The 13,366-nt window shown below is 61.5% G+C and carries 14 protein-coding genes; 10 read left to right on the top strand and 4 right to left on the bottom strand.

All coding sequences use genetic code 11. The features are described 5' to 3' along the window. Positions 1–3 precede the first annotated feature (3 nt). From KPL81_RS09885 to KPL81_RS09855, 8 genes are all read left to right on the top strand, one after another. Positions 4–1,200, top strand: coding sequence for an O-succinylhomoserine sulfhydrylase (locus KPL81_RS09885; protein WP_219791746.1), 1,197 nt, complete (start codon positions 4–6; stop codon positions 1,198–1,200). 147 nt (positions 1,201–1,347) lie between these two features. Then, positions 1,348–1,902: a cytochrome b gene (locus tag KPL81_RS09880; RefSeq protein WP_219791744.1), complete on the top strand. Its 555-nt coding sequence runs from the start codon at positions 1,348–1,350 to the stop codon at positions 1,900–1,902. A 39-nt stretch (positions 1,903–1,941) separates the two neighbouring features. Then, positions 1,942–2,526: a YceI family protein gene (locus KPL81_RS09875; RefSeq protein ID WP_219791742.1), complete on the top strand. Its 585-nt coding sequence runs from the start codon at positions 1,942–1,944 to the stop codon at positions 2,524–2,526. Positions 2,527–2,648: 122 nt separating this feature from the next. Beyond that, the gene (locus KPL81_RS20620; protein WP_338035605.1) at positions 2,649–2,981 is read left to right on the top strand and encodes a PAS domain-containing protein; all 333 of its coding nucleotides are present in this window, start codon (positions 2,649–2,651) and stop codon (positions 2,979–2,981) included. 18 nt (positions 2,982–2,999) lie between these two features. After that, entirely contained in the window at positions 3,000–3,146 is a 147-nt protein-coding gene (locus KPL81_RS20615) for a hypothetical protein (protein ID WP_240549162.1), read from the top strand. Between the two features lie 26 nt (positions 3,147–3,172). After that, complete coding sequence (locus tag KPL81_RS09865) at positions 3,173–4,525, top strand: MATE family efflux transporter (protein WP_219791740.1); 1,353 nt, start codon at positions 3,173–3,175, stop codon at positions 4,523–4,525. An 83-nt stretch (positions 4,526–4,608) separates the two neighbouring features. Further along, positions 4,609–5,076: a Spy/CpxP family protein refolding chaperone gene (locus KPL81_RS09860; RefSeq protein ID WP_219791739.1), complete on the top strand. Its 468-nt coding sequence runs from the start codon at positions 4,609–4,611 to the stop codon at positions 5,074–5,076. A 532-nt stretch (positions 5,077–5,608) separates the two neighbouring features. Next, positions 5,609–6,196: an MSCRAMM family adhesin SdrC gene (locus KPL81_RS09855; protein WP_219791737.1), complete on the top strand. Its 588-nt coding sequence runs from the start codon at positions 5,609–5,611 to the stop codon at positions 6,194–6,196. An 85-nt stretch (positions 6,197–6,281) separates the two neighbouring features. On the opposite strand, the gene KPL81_RS09850 is transcribed toward KPL81_RS09855, so the two are convergent. After that, positions 6,282–7,820, bottom strand: coding sequence for an NCS2 family permease (locus KPL81_RS09850; protein WP_219791736.1), 1,539 nt, complete (start codon positions 7,818–7,820; stop codon positions 6,282–6,284). Between the two features lie 188 nt (positions 7,821–8,008). Between KPL81_RS09850 and KPL81_RS09845 the strand changes: the two genes are divergently transcribed. Beyond that, positions 8,009–8,755 (top strand): Crp/Fnr family transcriptional regulator, encoded by a 747-nt coding sequence (locus KPL81_RS09845; protein ID WP_219791735.1) that lies wholly within the window; start codon positions 8,009–8,011, stop codon positions 8,753–8,755. An 81-nt stretch (positions 8,756–8,836) separates the two neighbouring features. On the opposite strand, the gene KPL81_RS09840 is transcribed toward KPL81_RS09845, so the two are convergent. The 3 genes from KPL81_RS09840 to cfa form a co-directional block, all read right to left on the bottom strand. After that, complete coding sequence (locus KPL81_RS09840) at positions 8,837–10,024, bottom strand: amino acid aminotransferase (protein ID WP_219791734.1); 1,188 nt, start codon at positions 10,022–10,024, stop codon at positions 8,837–8,839. A 142-nt stretch (positions 10,025–10,166) separates the two neighbouring features. Beyond that, positions 10,167–11,078, bottom strand: coding sequence for a GGDEF domain-containing protein (locus KPL81_RS09835; RefSeq protein ID WP_209472761.1), 912 nt, complete (start codon positions 11,076–11,078; stop codon positions 10,167–10,169). Between the two features lie 229 nt (positions 11,079–11,307). Next, entirely contained in the window at positions 11,308–12,459 is a 1,152-nt protein-coding gene (gene cfa, locus KPL81_RS09830; RefSeq protein WP_219791733.1) for a cyclopropane fatty acyl phospholipid synthase, read from the bottom strand. A gap of 201 nt (positions 12,460–12,660) precedes the next feature. On the opposite strand from cfa, the gene pyrF reads away from it, so the two are divergent. Then, on the top strand, positions 12,661–13,362 hold the full coding sequence (gene pyrF / locus KPL81_RS09825) for an orotidine-5'-phosphate decarboxylase (protein ID WP_219791732.1): 702 nt from the start codon (positions 12,661–12,663) through the stop codon (positions 13,360–13,362). Positions 13,363–13,366 lie beyond the last annotated feature (4 nt).

Below are 13,366 nucleotides of genomic sequence, written 5' to 3'. Positions count from 1 at the left end.
AGCATGCATGACACAACATCTCCAGACGACGGCTGGGCGCTGGAAACCTTGGCGATTCGTGCTGGCCATCAGCGTACACATGAGCAGGAGCACGGCGAGCCGATCTTCCCCACGTCGAGCTTCGTCTACGGCAGTGCCGCGGAAGCGGCGCGCAAGTTCAAGGGAGAAGAGCCGGGCAACGTCTACTCCCGCTTCACCAATCCCACGGTGCACACCTTCGAACGTCGTCTTGCCGCGCTGGAAGGCGGTGAGCGCTGTGTGGCGACGAGCTCTGGCATGGCGGCGATTCTATCGACCGTGCTTGCACTGCTGCAGGCCGGGGATGAAATCGTCGCCTCACGCTCGCTGTTCGGTTCCACCGTCAGCCTGTTCGACAAGTACTTCGGCAAGCTGGGTATTACCACACGCTACGTCGAGCTCTCCGATCTGTCCGCCTGGGAGGCGGCAATCACGCCGAATACACGCCTGTTGTTCGCTGAGACGCCTTCCAATCCGCTTTCCGAAGTGGTCGACATTGCGGCACTCGCCGAGATCGCTCACCGGAATCAGGCGCTGCTCGCCATCGACAACTGCTTCCTGACGCCGGCATTGCAGAAACCGCTGATGCTGGGGGCCGATCTGGTGATCCATTCTGCCACCAAGTACTTGGACGGGCAGGGACGTGCGGTAGGAGGTGCCGTCGTGGGGCGCGACAAGGAACTCGAAGAGGTCTTCGGCGTGGTGCGTACCTGTGGGCCATGCCTGAGCCCGTTCAACGCCTGGATCTTTACCAAGGGTCTCGAGACGCTCTCGCTGCGCATGCGAGCCCACTGCGAGAATGCCCAGGCACTTGCCGAGTGGCTGCAGGGACACCCGGCGGTGGCACGGGTTTACTACAGTGGCTTGCCGGACCACCCGCAGCATGAGCTGGCTTGTCGCCAGCAAACTGGCTTTGGCGCGGTGCTGGGCTTCGAGGTGAAAGGGGGCCGTGAGGCCGCCTGGTCGGTCATTGATGCCACCCGCATGCTCTCGATCACCGGTAATCTGGGTGACGTCAAGAGCACCATCACCCATCCAGGCACCACCACCCACGGGCGTCTCTCCGAGGCACAAAAGGAAGCCGCGGGGATCGGTGAGGGGCTGATTCGCGTGGCGGTCGGCCTCGAGGCGTTCGACGACATTCGTGGCGATCTGGCGCGTGGACTCGATGCACTTCTCTGACTCGAAACGTCTGGCGCGGCGAAGGCGCGCCAGGCCCTCGAGCAAGGAATTTTTACGAATGTAACGTTCGGTTTTTTCAGCACATCCTGAGCAATCGTTACGGTATGCTGCCTTTCATCGACGGCGAAGCTCAACGGGAGCGACGAGATGTGGCGCAACACCCGCTCAGGCTGGGGCCTGGTCAGCATACTTCTTCACTGGGCCAGCGCCTTGGCAATCGTGGGCCTGTTCCTGCTCGGTTGGTGGATGACGGACCTGGGCTACTACGACCCTTGGTACAACCGTGCTCCGTGGTGGCACCGCTCCATTGGTATGCTGCTGCTGTTCGCTACGCTGCTGCGCGTGTTGTGGCGCCTGCTCCAGCCGAGTCCCCTCGGCCATGGTAGTCGCGTGGAGCGTGTCGCCGCGCACGTGGGCCATCTCGCACTTTATGTGCTGATGCTATGCGTCATGATCAGCGGCTACCTGATCTCCACTGCCAAAGGGCGTGGCATTATCGTCTTCGACTGGTTCGAGGTGCCCGCTTTCATTAGTCACCTGCCCGATCAGGCCAGCATCGCCGGCGATATCCACTGGTACAGCGCCGTGGCGCTGATGCTGCTGGCGGCGGGCCATACCTTGGCGGCACTGAAGCACCATTTCCTCGATCGCCACGATACTCTCATTCGCATGTTGAACCCGGCACGTACGCGTCGCCGTTGAACGCCAGCGCCTGTGGGCGCTCAACCAAGGAGAGACTCGATGTTCAAGAAAGCCGCACTCGCTACTGCCTTTGGCACCGTTTCCCTGGCCGTCGCCGCCCCGGTGCTGGCCGACGATTACGTGGTGGATACCGAAGGGCAGCACGCCTTCATTCAGTTCAAGATCAACCATCTCGGCTTCTCCTACATTCTCGGCACCTTCGAGGAGTTCGATGGCCGCTTCCACTACGACCCCGAGGACCTCGAGGCATCCAGCGTCGAAATGGAGGTTCAGGTGGATAGCTTGAACACCAATAATGCCGAACGTGACAAGCACTTCCTCAGTGGCGACTTCCTGGAAGCCGACGAGTATCCGACTGCCACCTTCGTCTCCACCGGCTTCACGCCCAATGGTGAGGACGAGGGTGTCTTGACCGGTGACCTGACCCTGCACGGCGAGACCCACGAAATCGAGATGCCGGTCACCCTGATGGGTGAGGGAGAGGACCCGTGGGGCGGCTACCGTGCCGGTTTCGAGGGATCGACGACGCTGACCCTGGCCGACTTCGGCATCGACATGAGCGACTTCCCCGAAGCGATGCACGAGCTGGAACTCTACGTTACCTTCGAGGGCGTGCGTCAGTAACAGAGCGCTCGCCGTCGTGATGAGGCCCTCGGAACAGCCGAGGGCCTCATCATGCAAGCCGATACGAGATTGTCGCTGAACTCTAGTACCATGCAGGCTTAACTCGGTCAGGGAGCCTGCAGGTGCGTCATTTGCTCAGTTCTTTCCGTTGCCTGTGGCAATTATCAAGGTTCCGTTCACGCTCAGCTAACAACGATTGCCAGGGTGACTCACGTTTCAGGGTGCTGTTGGAAAGCCTGCCGAATGTCGCGGTCCAAGGCTATGACCGCAATCGGCGGGTCATCTACTGGAATGCGGAAAGTGTTCGACTGTACGGTTACCAGGCCGAAGAGGCTGCCGGTCGTCCCCTCGAAGAGCTGATAATTCCCGAGCCCATGCAAGCGCAGGTGATACGGGACCACACGGCATGGCTATGCGAAGGTAAGGCCATACCACCTGGGCGCCTGGTGCTGTAGGACAAGCAGGGGTGTCCGGTGCCTGTCTACTCCTACCACGTGATGCTCGACGAATTCACCGCAGATCCCGTCATGTTCTGTGTCGATGTTCGTCTCGATGACATCGAGGCCGAGCGACGAGCACCCTCTGCTATCGATATGGATCTGGAGACATTATTGCAGTGATACCGTTTTTCTCTCGCGATGCCGCCATGTCTCGGTTGGGCCCGGCACTCTGGCGTCAGACCTGGCCTATGACCATCGGGGTATTGGCACTGCTCGGCTTCCAACTGGTGGACAGTGCCTTCGTCGCTCGGCTGGGCACGGCGCCATTGGCAGCCCAGTCGTTCACCTTCCCCCTGACATTCCTGATCATCGGCGTGCAGGTGGGGCTTGGCATCGCCATTGCTGCGTTGATTTCGCGTGCGCTGGGTGCCGGCGAAATTGAAAGGACGCGGCGCCTTGGCTCATTGGTGCTGATGGTGGGCGGTGCCATCATTGCTCTGCTCGCATCGATGCTGTGGTGGGCCCAGTCGCCTATTTTCTCTCGCTTGGGTGCCGATGCGGCAACACGAGAACTAATCCGCCACTACTGGGCACCGCAACTGCTTGCCGCTTGGCTGGGGGCGCTCCTCTACTTCGTCTACAGTCTGTTTCGTGCTCACGGCGATACGCGACTGCCTGGCAAGATGATGGTGATAACCAGTCTCGTCAACTTGCTGCTCGATCCGCTGCTGATCTTCGGCTTCGGCCCTTGGCAGGGGCTCGGTCTGCCCGGTGCAGCTTGGGCCACGGCGATCGCCTTCGCCAGTGGGCTGCTGCTGATCACCAAGCGGCTGCTTCAGAACGACTGGTTGGCGTGCAGTGGACTCAGGCGGGAGTTGGCGGTTTCGACGCGTCCCTTCGTCGGCATTGCCGGGCCGGCAATGATCAGCCAGCTCATGCCTCCACTGGCAGCCATGCTTGCCGTTTCGGTGGTGGCGAGTCTCGGTGAGTCTTCCGTGGCTGCTTGGGGCCTGGCGAGCAGGCTCGAAACGCTGGCGCTAGTCGTGGTGCTGGCCATGACCATGTCACTGCCCCCCTGGTTGGGGCGCTGCTATGGTGCCGGCGACTGGACGCAGATCAGGCAACTGGTGCGCCTGGCGCTGCGGCTCGTGGTGGGGTGGCAACTCGCACTGGGTATCATTCTGGCGCTGTTTTCGCCCTGGGCTGCTGAGCTGCTGGCGGGCAGTCCTGACGTGCGTGACGATCTGGCGGTGCTGATTCGTTTTCTGCTGCCAAGCTATTCCGCTCTCGGCGTCTGCATGCTGGTAGTGTCCGCCGGCAATGCGCTGGGCTGGCCGCTGCGGGCCATGCTGATGTCGATGGCTAGGCTGTTCCTCTGCTATCTGCCGTTTCTCTGGCTGGGAGCTTCGCTTGCCGGCCTGCCGGGGCTCGCTATAGGAGCGGCGTTGGGCAACGTGCTGGCTGGAGTGGTTGCCTGGCAACTGATGCGGCGCATGCTGGCGCGAAGCGAGGCCTGCTCCCGATACGAGTCGAAACTTTTGTCCCGTGAGCGAACCTGACGCCTGTTCCGCTGTCAGGATTAGGACGTAGTGGCTCGACCGTTCCGGGTCATGAAAGCAACTCTGATGGAATGGAGTACGTAATGAAGCTCACCAAGTTTCTGGCAACGATCGCGCTCACCCTGGGTATTGCCGGCGGTGTGTCGGCACAGCAGATGCAGGCCCCGCCCCAGGGGGATCAGGTGGACCAGCTCGATCAGTTGCTCGACCTGGACGAGAACCAGCAGCAGGAGATCCGTAGCCTGTTGGATGAGGCTGAGCGTCAGCTGGCGCCCAAGGAGCAGGAAGCCCAGGCGCTTCAGGCGCGCCTTGGGGATCATGTCGGTCCCGACTACGACGAGAACCAGATTCGTGAAGATGCCTCGCGGCTAGGCGACCTGACCGGCGAGATCACGGCCGAGACGGTATTGCTTCAGTCTCGCATCGAGTCAGTGTTCACCGATGAGCAGCGTCAGCAGTTGGACGATGCGATTGCCCAACAACAGCAGCAGATGCTGGACCTGCAGAACCAGATGCAGCAGCAGGGCCAGCCGGCCCAGCCTGCGGAATAAGGCTGCCTGCACAGCGACTCTCGTACGGGAGTCGCTGTGGTATCGGGAGAAGTCAGCGGCGGCTTGTTGCTGTTCGCCCCTGACCGAATGGCGTGATACATCATCGACCCGAGCGGTCTGAATGTCTCCCTTGACGCTGCATGACGTAGCGCACGGGTGGGTATCGACGAGGCCCTGTCGAGCGATCGGCAGGGCCTCGTTGCGTCGGTAGGGGCCGGCTTCTGCTGCGCTCGTGGTATGAAGTCGCGAAATGGAGACAGGGGCTGCGCCTACTTATCCTCCGTATCACGGGGCGAATATTGTGGGCAAGCCTCACATCTGTCCTGTCTCATCATTGCGACGGATCGAGGCTGCCCTAATCAGCTGTAAGCAGCTGCATGAACTTCGTGCCTTTTCAATTAACTGTTTTTTCTAGTTTTATTTTTGGCATGGCATACCCCTCGCTAGGCAGGGTATGAGCGGTATCGTTGATGAGTCGCTCATCAGGAGTTTGACCGAACCACCCCCAAGGAGGCGGGGACAAGGAGGCGCTATGAAGCTCAAGACACTGACTGCCAGTATGGCCTTGATCTTTGCCGGCCTGGCCGGCGCGACCGTTCATGCCGAGAGTGAGACGTGGCAGAGCGATAATGTTTCCCCCACGGTGTCGTTGGGAGTGGCCAGCGAATCGTCTCCCATGTTGCTGGCCCAGGCCGGTGATGCCGAGGGTGGCCTGGATGGCGGTGCCGAGGGTGGCCTTGATGGCGGTGCCGAGGGTGGCCTTGATGGCGGTGCCGAGGGTGGCCTGGATGGCGGTGCCGAAGGCGGTGTCGATGGCGACACCGATGCCAGCGCCGAAGGCGATACGACCCATGGTTCTCTCGATGGCGATGCCGAGAGCAGTCTTGACGGTGACATCGAGACGGAGTCCACGGATGAGCTCGACGCGGAGACCAACATGGACGCCGATGCGGAAACGGAGACCGAGGTTGAAGCCGACGATCCGAAAGCACCTGGGCTGGATCGTGCCATGGAGCAAGCTGCCGAGCCTGCCCAGGAGCGGATCGAACAGAATCGTGAGCGCATCAGGGGGACGGCAGAGGGCGAGACGGAAGCCGATACTACCATCGACGCCAATTGAACAGGGATGCGTTTGCTCTCAACATATTCTGAGGGAGCCAGGTAAGGAAACCGGGGGCGCAGCTGCGCCCCCGGTGCTTTGTGCCTCAGTCGGCTGCTGGCGGCTGAGGGGTTGCGGCGGCCCTCGTCGTTGAGGCATGGGGGATTGCCAGCTTCTCCTGCTGCCATGCGAAATAGAGGAACAGCACGCCCATCACAAGGTAGCCGAGGGTGAAGTCCCAGGCGGCGTTTACGGCCAGCTTCGGGGCGTGCATCAAGCCGACGAAGGAGAAGGCGGCTGCCACCGCGGCGAAGATGGCGGCGCGACGAAACTGGTGGTCGATGACCGACACCGTCATGGCACCGATAAAGATCGCCATGAACATGGCCCCCTGGCCCATCGGCACGACACCCGAGGAGATGCCCGTGACGGTCTCTTCGGCGGCCCGGTTGAAGCGTGTCATCACGTAATTGGCGAAGTAGGGCAGCATGGCCAGTGCCACCGCCGGGTAGTAGCGAGTGTCATTGCTCTGGAAGGCGGTGGCGATCATCGACATGCCGACGAAGACCAGGATCGGTGCGACCACCGAGACGGGGATGATGGCTGCCAGCGCGGCGATCAGGCCGAACATTGTGGCAACGGCATAGACGGCACCGTTGAGGATGCTGTAGCCGCGTCCCGCTCCCATCCACTTGGCGCCCACGGTGGCAATATAAACGGTGGTAGGGAAGACGCCGCCGAACAATGCGCCGATCATGGTACCGGCACCATCCACGGCCTGGCACTCGCGAACGTCATACTTGTCGCCCGCGGCCTCCATGGCCTCGACGTTGTTCATGGTCTCGATGGCGTTATACAGCGTGATTGGCAGCACCACGGTGAGCACCGCCAACATGCCGGTGAACAGCAGTCCCAGCCCCTCGAACCAGGCTAGGTTGGGCAGCAGCGGATAGAACCCCAGGTGGTTAAAGGCGTCGCTGAAACGCTCGCCGCCGGCATCACCGATCAGGTAGGCCATGGCGGTGCCGATGACGATGGCGAATAGCGAGGTAGGCAGGCGGAACGGCATGCTGACGCGGGCCACCAGGCCGACGATGATGATTGCCAAGACCAGCAGGCCGATCACGGGCATTTCCAGGGTCTTGAACAGCATCTCGCCGGCGATGAAGGTCAGTGCAACCCCCGCCACTGCCCCGAGCATGGCGGCGCGTGGCAAATGGTATTGGACCCAGCGGCCGATCAGGCTGACCGCAGCCTCGATGGCACCGCTGATGAAGCAGGCCGCCACCGCCACCTTCCAGGCCAGCTCGGCGTCGCCGGTGAGCTGCTTGGCAGGTAGCAGTACGCCGAACAGGAAGACGAACATCACCGGCGTGGAGATGCCGTAGGAGAGCGCGGTGACGTCGGCGCGGTTCTCCTTGCGTGCCAGGCGTGCTGCCGACCAGGCGTAGTAGAAGTTGCCGACCATCACCGCCACTGCAGCTCCCGGCAATACTTGGCCGAAGACGATGGAAGCGGGAAAGCCCATACCCAGCATGGTGATGGCGATGATGACGAAGTTGGCGATATTGTTCTGGAAGAGGGCGAAGAAGGCATCGGTGTCCTCCTTCTTGTACCAGGGATAGTGTACGGGGGAAGCCGCCATGATGAGCCTCTTGTGTGTTGGGGTTGTAGTCAAGGCAGGCTCAGTGTGACCACTGCTTGACTATTTGGTCAAGGCTGCCTTTGTCGTATGTCGCAAGGCTAGCGCGGTATGATGGGACAATTTTCGTGGATTTCGTTGCGCTATGCGGGAGAGACGCGTAGGCGCCCATGCAGACAGGGGATTGATCGATGGATCTAGACGAGAGCTGTATCGTTCGCCACTTCAATTTTTACAGTCCTCTGTCCGAGGAGGACAAGGCACTGCTAGCCACGCTCGAAGACAGCGCCTCACGGGTGCGGGCGGGCACCGTGCTGTGGGAGGAGCGGGATGAGGCCGACGAGTTCTGTACGCTCAAGGCTGGCTGGGCATTCTCCTACCGTGAGCTGGAGAACGGTACGCGACAGATCCTCGAAATCTATCTGCCGGGCGATATCATCGGGCTGCGCGAGTTTGCCTTCACGCAGCGGCTGGCCGGGGTGCAGATGGTCGAGGATGGCGAAGTCTGCTTCTTTCCCCACTGCAACCTCGTCAACATTTTTCGTCAATCCTTTACCCTCACTTCGATCCTGTTTGCCGTGGCCAGCCGCCAGCAGATCTTGATTACCGAGCGCCTGGTGAATCTGGCACGCCGCAACGCTCGTCAGAAACTGGCGCACTTTCTGCTGGAAATCTATCAGCGCCTCAAGCAGACCCATGCCCATGGCAGCGATAGTATTCGGTTGCCGATGTCACAGGAGATCCTGGCCGATCTGCTGGGGCTCAGCCCGGTGCATATCAGCCGAACCTTTACTGCCCTGAGTGAAGATGGCCTGGTCATACGTAATCGACACAAGGTGACCTTGCCGGACCTGGAGGCCTTGACCCAGGAGGCCGGGTTCGATGACCGCTACCTGATCGAGAACATTCGCCCTGTGCTTGGTGGCCAGGGCGCATGACGTCGTGAGGCTATCAACAAGACAAAAAACGCTGCACCCCGGATATACCGGGGTGCAGCATTGGCGACTTACCGTACTCGATCAGTTGACCGCGGCGATGGCCTTGGCCAGGTAGGGCAGGTTCTCGTGGGAGAAACCGGCCACGTTGGCGCGGCCCGAACGTACCATGTAGATGCCGAACTCGTCGCGCAGGCGGTCGACCTGCTCCGGCTGAAGGCCGGTATAAGAGAACATGCCGCGCTGCTCGGCCACGCAGGCATACTTCTGGTCAAGCCCATAGGGCTTCAAGGCCTCGACAAAATCGCGGCGCAGGGTGTTGATGCGGTCGCGCATCTCGGTGAGCTCCTCGCGCCACAGCGCAGCAAGCTCGGCGGAGTGCAGGATCTCGCTGACAATGGCTCCGCCATGGGCCGGCGGATTGGAGTAGTTCTCGCGGGCGACGATGGCCACCTGGGAACGGATGTTCTGCATCTGCTCGTGGTTCTTCGCCACCATGATCAGGCAGCCGGTACGCTCGCAGTAGATACCGAAGTTCTTCGAGCAGGAGCTGGTGATGATTACCTCGTCCAGGTTCTCGGCCAGCAAGCGAACGCCGTAGGCGTCTTCCTCGAGACCTTCGCCGAAGCCCTGGTAAGCGAAGTCGATCAGGGGTAGTAGGCCGCGCTCACGAACCACTTCGAGGATCTGCTGCCACTGTTCGCGGTTCAGGTCGAAGCCGGTGGGGTTGTGGCAGCAAGCATGCAGCACGATGACGTCGCCGGCGGGAATCTGCTTGACCGCTGCCAGCATGCCTTCGAAGTCGAGGCGGTTCTCGGCGTCGACGTAGGGGTACTTGTGCAGTTCGATACCGGCGGCAGTGAAGATACCGTGGTGGTTCGGCCAAGTAGGGTTGCTGACCCAGATGCCCTTGCCGGGGAGCTGGGTGCTGATGAAGTCGGCGGCCAGACGCAGTGCGCCGGTGCCACCCGGTGACTGTGTCGCGCTGGCGCGACCGGCCTCGAGTACCGGCGAGCCTTCGCCCAGCACCATCGGCAGGATCACTTCGCCATACTCGGGTGCACCATGGGAGCCGATGTAGGTCTTGGTGGTTTCGTTCTTGAGCAGCAGGGCCTCGGCTTCCTTGACGGCGCGCATCACCGGGGTATTGCCCTGGGCGTCCTTGTAGACGCCGACACCGAGATCGACCTTCTCGGGATTGGTATCCTTCTTGAAGGCTTCGATCAGGCCGAGGATGGCGTCCCCGGGAACCCGCTCAATATGTTCGAACATGTATTTCGCTACCTCGTCGGTCTGGCGGCAAGTGGGTGATCGTGGCGACGCCGGGCCTCGTTATCGTACGGCCCGCATCCTCTACATGATGCCACTGCCTTACGCATTCTGCCACTTGAGGTGTCGGCGGGCAGTGGCGCGATCAGCCGCTGATGACGCGGTTTCGACCTTGATGCTTGGCCGCGTATAGACTGCGGTCGGCTCTGCCGATCAGCGTGTCCCTCGACTCCCCCAGACGGTACTCGGCAAGCCCGATACTGGCGGTGACCTGGCCTGCCTCGATGCCGAAGTCGTGCGTGGCAATGGCGTGGCGCAGCCGTTCGGCCAGCGGCTGACTGGCGACCAGGGGGGTCAGAGGTAACAGCACGGCGAACTCCTCGCCGCCGAGCCGGCCAATGACGTCTTCCTCGCGCAGCAGTTCATGGCACAGGTTGGCGAATTCGGCGAGAACCTGGTCGCCCTGCAGGTGGCCCCAGGTATCATTGATGCGCTTGAAATGGTCGAGGTCGATCAGCATCAGGGAGAGCGGGCTGGTATGCCGGTTGCACTTGGCGATCTCTTCCTCCAGCCGGGTCATCAGCCTGCGGCGGTTGGCCAGGCCGGTCAGGTCATCGGTATCCGAGAGCCGGCGCAATCGGGCCTCCTCGGCCATTTGCTCGGTGATGTCGATCATCAGGCCGTACCAGAGTACACCAGTCGTCGCATCTTCCGGTTGGGCGCGGAGCGCGACCCAGCGGCAGCGGCGGCTCGACAGGCGTATGCGAAACTTGGTGGCGATGGGAATGCGCCAGCGAGCCGAGCGTTCGATGGCAGCCATCACTCGCGGATAGTCTTCCTCATCCAGGCGGTCGAGCATATGACGAGCGTCCTGGTTCAAGGCGTCGCGGTCAATTCCTGGCAGGCCGGTGCCGCTTCCGGCCAGGTAGGGGAAATGCATGTGCCCGTGATGGTCACGATGAAACTGAAAGACGACGCCGGGCAGGCGTTCCGTGAAGTCGCGCATGCTGATCGGCTCATTCAGCTCCCCTCCCGTCATGGCATTCTCTTCAGGCATGCGGGCATCCCTTGTGGCCTGCTGCGTACAGGCATAGTCCTGATGTTGTTATGTCACGGCTCGGTATCACGTCACGGACAGGCATGGCTTCCGTGGGAAGCGCCACCTGTACAAGGGAGCCGTTGAGAGAATGTCTAATATACGTTGTAACAGTGCGTAAATCATCTAGCAGAAGCTGTAAGAGATTGGCTATACAGCTTGTAAGACAAAGCCACACGCAGCGTGGCCGTCATCGCGGCGCGTCGTAGCGAGCCTTCCTTCCGCGGGAAAAGACGACCTGCCAGAGCTGAAGGTCACGTGCACGAAAGGCGCCGGCGCATACCGACAGGTAGTAGCGGAACATGCGCTCGATGCGCTGGCTGTATCGATCGGCGATCTCGTGCCAGTGGGCGTCGAAATTGTCGCGCCAGGCCATCAGTGTCCTGTCGTAGTCGGGGCCGAAGTTGTGCCAATCCTCCATCAGCAGCAGGCCTTCGCTGGCCTCCGCGATGTGGCGTGCCGAGGGCAGCACCCCGTTGGGAAAGATATACCGATCGATCCAAGGATCGACGCTGATCTCAGAGCTGTTCGAGCCAATGGTATGCAGTAGAAAGAGCCCTCCTTCGGCCAGCAGTTGCTCCACGGTCTGAAAATAGATCGCATAGTTGCGGTGCCCCACGTGCTCGAACATGCCGATGGAAACGATGCGGTCGAAGCAGCCGGTCAACTCACGGTAGTCCTCCAGTTCGATCTCGACGGGCAGCCCTGCGCAGCGCTTCCTGGCCAGCTCCGCTTGTTCGCGTGAGATGGTGATGCCGGTCACCGAGACGTCATAATGACGGGCCGCATACTCGGCGAAGCTGCCCCAGCCGCAGCCGATGTCCAGCACGCGCATGCCGGGGCGCAACTCGAGTTTTTGGCAGGCCAGTTCGAGCTTGGCGAGCTGAGCGTCGTGGAGCGTCCTGGCATCCTTCCAGTAGCCGCAGGAGTAGCACATGGTGGGGTCGAGCATACGCTCGAACAGATCGTTGCCCAGGTCATAATGCGCTTCGCCGACGATATAGGCGCGGGCCTTGCTCTGGAGGTTGAGCAGCCCTGCCTGGAGGCGATACATGATGCGATCCGCGGGGGGGCGGGCTCGCTCTCCCAGGCCGTGCTGGAGTAGGCGGCAAGCCATCTCGTCGATTTGCTCGCATTCCCACCAGCCGTCCATGAAAGACTCCCCCAGACCCAGGGAGCCCTGACGCAGAATTCTCGAGCAGAAGTCGGGATGATAAATCTGCGGGTCCCAGGGAGCCTCGCCATTGAGCGTTACGCCGGAACCCTCCAGCAGCGCCGTCAGAACCCGCTGGGCTCGGTTGTCAGGCAGGGCGATAGGCGCTATGCGTTGCTCACTTGTCATGGAAACCTCCTGGTCCTCAAGGCAGGGGGCATGCATGGCACAGCTGAGTTGAGTGTCGCGAAGGCTGGAAGCGATCTGTGTCTATCGTGCATGCCATGGCGTGCTCATATTAGGTAAGAGCATAGTTCAGGGTGGAGAGAACGGTGAACTACGCATGGCTGGTATACTCGCGCTACCCACATGCAGCCGGAGTTCTTGAACGTGTCCAGCGATTCGCCGCTTATCATTGCTCTCGACCACCCTTCTCTCGATGCTGCCCTATGCCTGGCCGACCGGCTCGATCCCGAGCGCTGTCGAGTCAAGGTGGGCAAGGAGCTGTTTACCCGCAGCGGGCCGGAGGTGATCGATGCGCTTCACGGCCGTGGTTTCCAAATCTTTCTTGACCTAAAGTTTCATGACATCCCCAATACCGTGGCCGGAGCCGTTCAGGCGGCCGCCGAGCAGGGCGTCTGGATGGTCAACGTGCACGCCAGCGGCGGCAAGCGCATGATGGAAGCGGCACGTGAGCGACTGGACCGCCACGGTCTGTCCACCCAACTGATCGCCGTGACGGTGCTGACCAGCATGACGACAAGCGATCTCGCTGGTGTGGGCATCGATGCAAGTCCGGCGCAGCATGTCGAGCGACTGGCCCTGTTGGCGCGCCAGAGCGGCATGGATGGGGTGGTGTGTTCGGCACAGGAGGCGGCTCGCTTACGCGAGCTCTGCGGCGACGGCTTCCTCAAGGTGACCCCAGGGATCAGACCTCACTTTGCCGAGCCGGGCGATCAGCGTCGCGTGATGACGCCTGCGGAGGCAATGGCGGCGGGAAGCACTCACCTCGTGGTCGGCAGGCCGGTGACCCAGGCGGACGATCCCATGGCGGCCCTGGCGGCTATCGAGCAGGAGCTGGCTGCGCGTTGAGCAG

Source organism: Billgrantia antri (assembly GCF_019430905.1).
GTDB classification, from domain to species: domain Bacteria; phylum Pseudomonadota; class Gammaproteobacteria; order Pseudomonadales; family Halomonadaceae; genus Halomonas; species Halomonas antri.
The sequence above is the reverse complement of the archived record's forward strand: the minus strand, read 5'-3'. Positions and strand labels throughout refer to the sequence as shown.

Excerpts from the sequence above, each read along its gene's own strand:
- cfa (WP_219791733.1), bottom strand. The coding sequence starts at position 12,459 with ATGACAAGTGAGCAACGCATAGCGCCTATCGCCCTGCCTGACAACCGA.
- KPL81_RS09840 (WP_219791734.1), bottom strand. The coding sequence starts at position 10,024 with ATGTTCGAACATATTGAGCGGGTTCCCGGGGACGCCATCCTCGGCCTG.
- KPL81_RS09850 (WP_219791736.1), bottom strand. The coding sequence starts at position 7,820 with ATGGCGGCTTCCCCCGTACACTATCCCTGGTACAAGAAGGAGGACACC.
- KPL81_RS09865 (WP_219791740.1), top strand. The coding sequence starts at position 3,173 with ATGTCTCGGTTGGGCCCGGCACTCTGGCGTCAGACCTGGCCTATGACC.
- KPL81_RS09875 (WP_219791742.1), top strand. The coding sequence starts at position 1,942 with ATGTTCAAGAAAGCCGCACTCGCTACTGCCTTTGGCACCGTTTCCCTG.
- KPL81_RS09855 (WP_219791737.1), top strand. The coding sequence starts at position 5,609 with ATGAAGCTCAAGACACTGACTGCCAGTATGGCCTTGATCTTTGCCGGC.
- KPL81_RS09885 (WP_219791746.1), top strand. The coding sequence starts at position 4 with ATGCATGACACAACATCTCCAGACGACGGCTGGGCGCTGGAAACCTTG.
- KPL81_RS09845 (WP_219791735.1), top strand. The coding sequence starts at position 8,009 with ATGGATCTAGACGAGAGCTGTATCGTTCGCCACTTCAATTTTTACAGT.
- KPL81_RS09860 (WP_219791739.1), top strand. The coding sequence starts at position 4,609 with ATGAAGCTCACCAAGTTTCTGGCAACGATCGCGCTCACCCTGGGTATT.
- KPL81_RS09835 (WP_209472761.1), bottom strand. The coding sequence starts at position 11,078 with ATGCCTGAAGAGAATGCCATGACGGGAGGGGAGCTGAATGAGCCGATC.
- KPL81_RS09880 (WP_219791744.1), top strand. The coding sequence starts at position 1,348 with ATGTGGCGCAACACCCGCTCAGGCTGGGGCCTGGTCAGCATACTTCTT.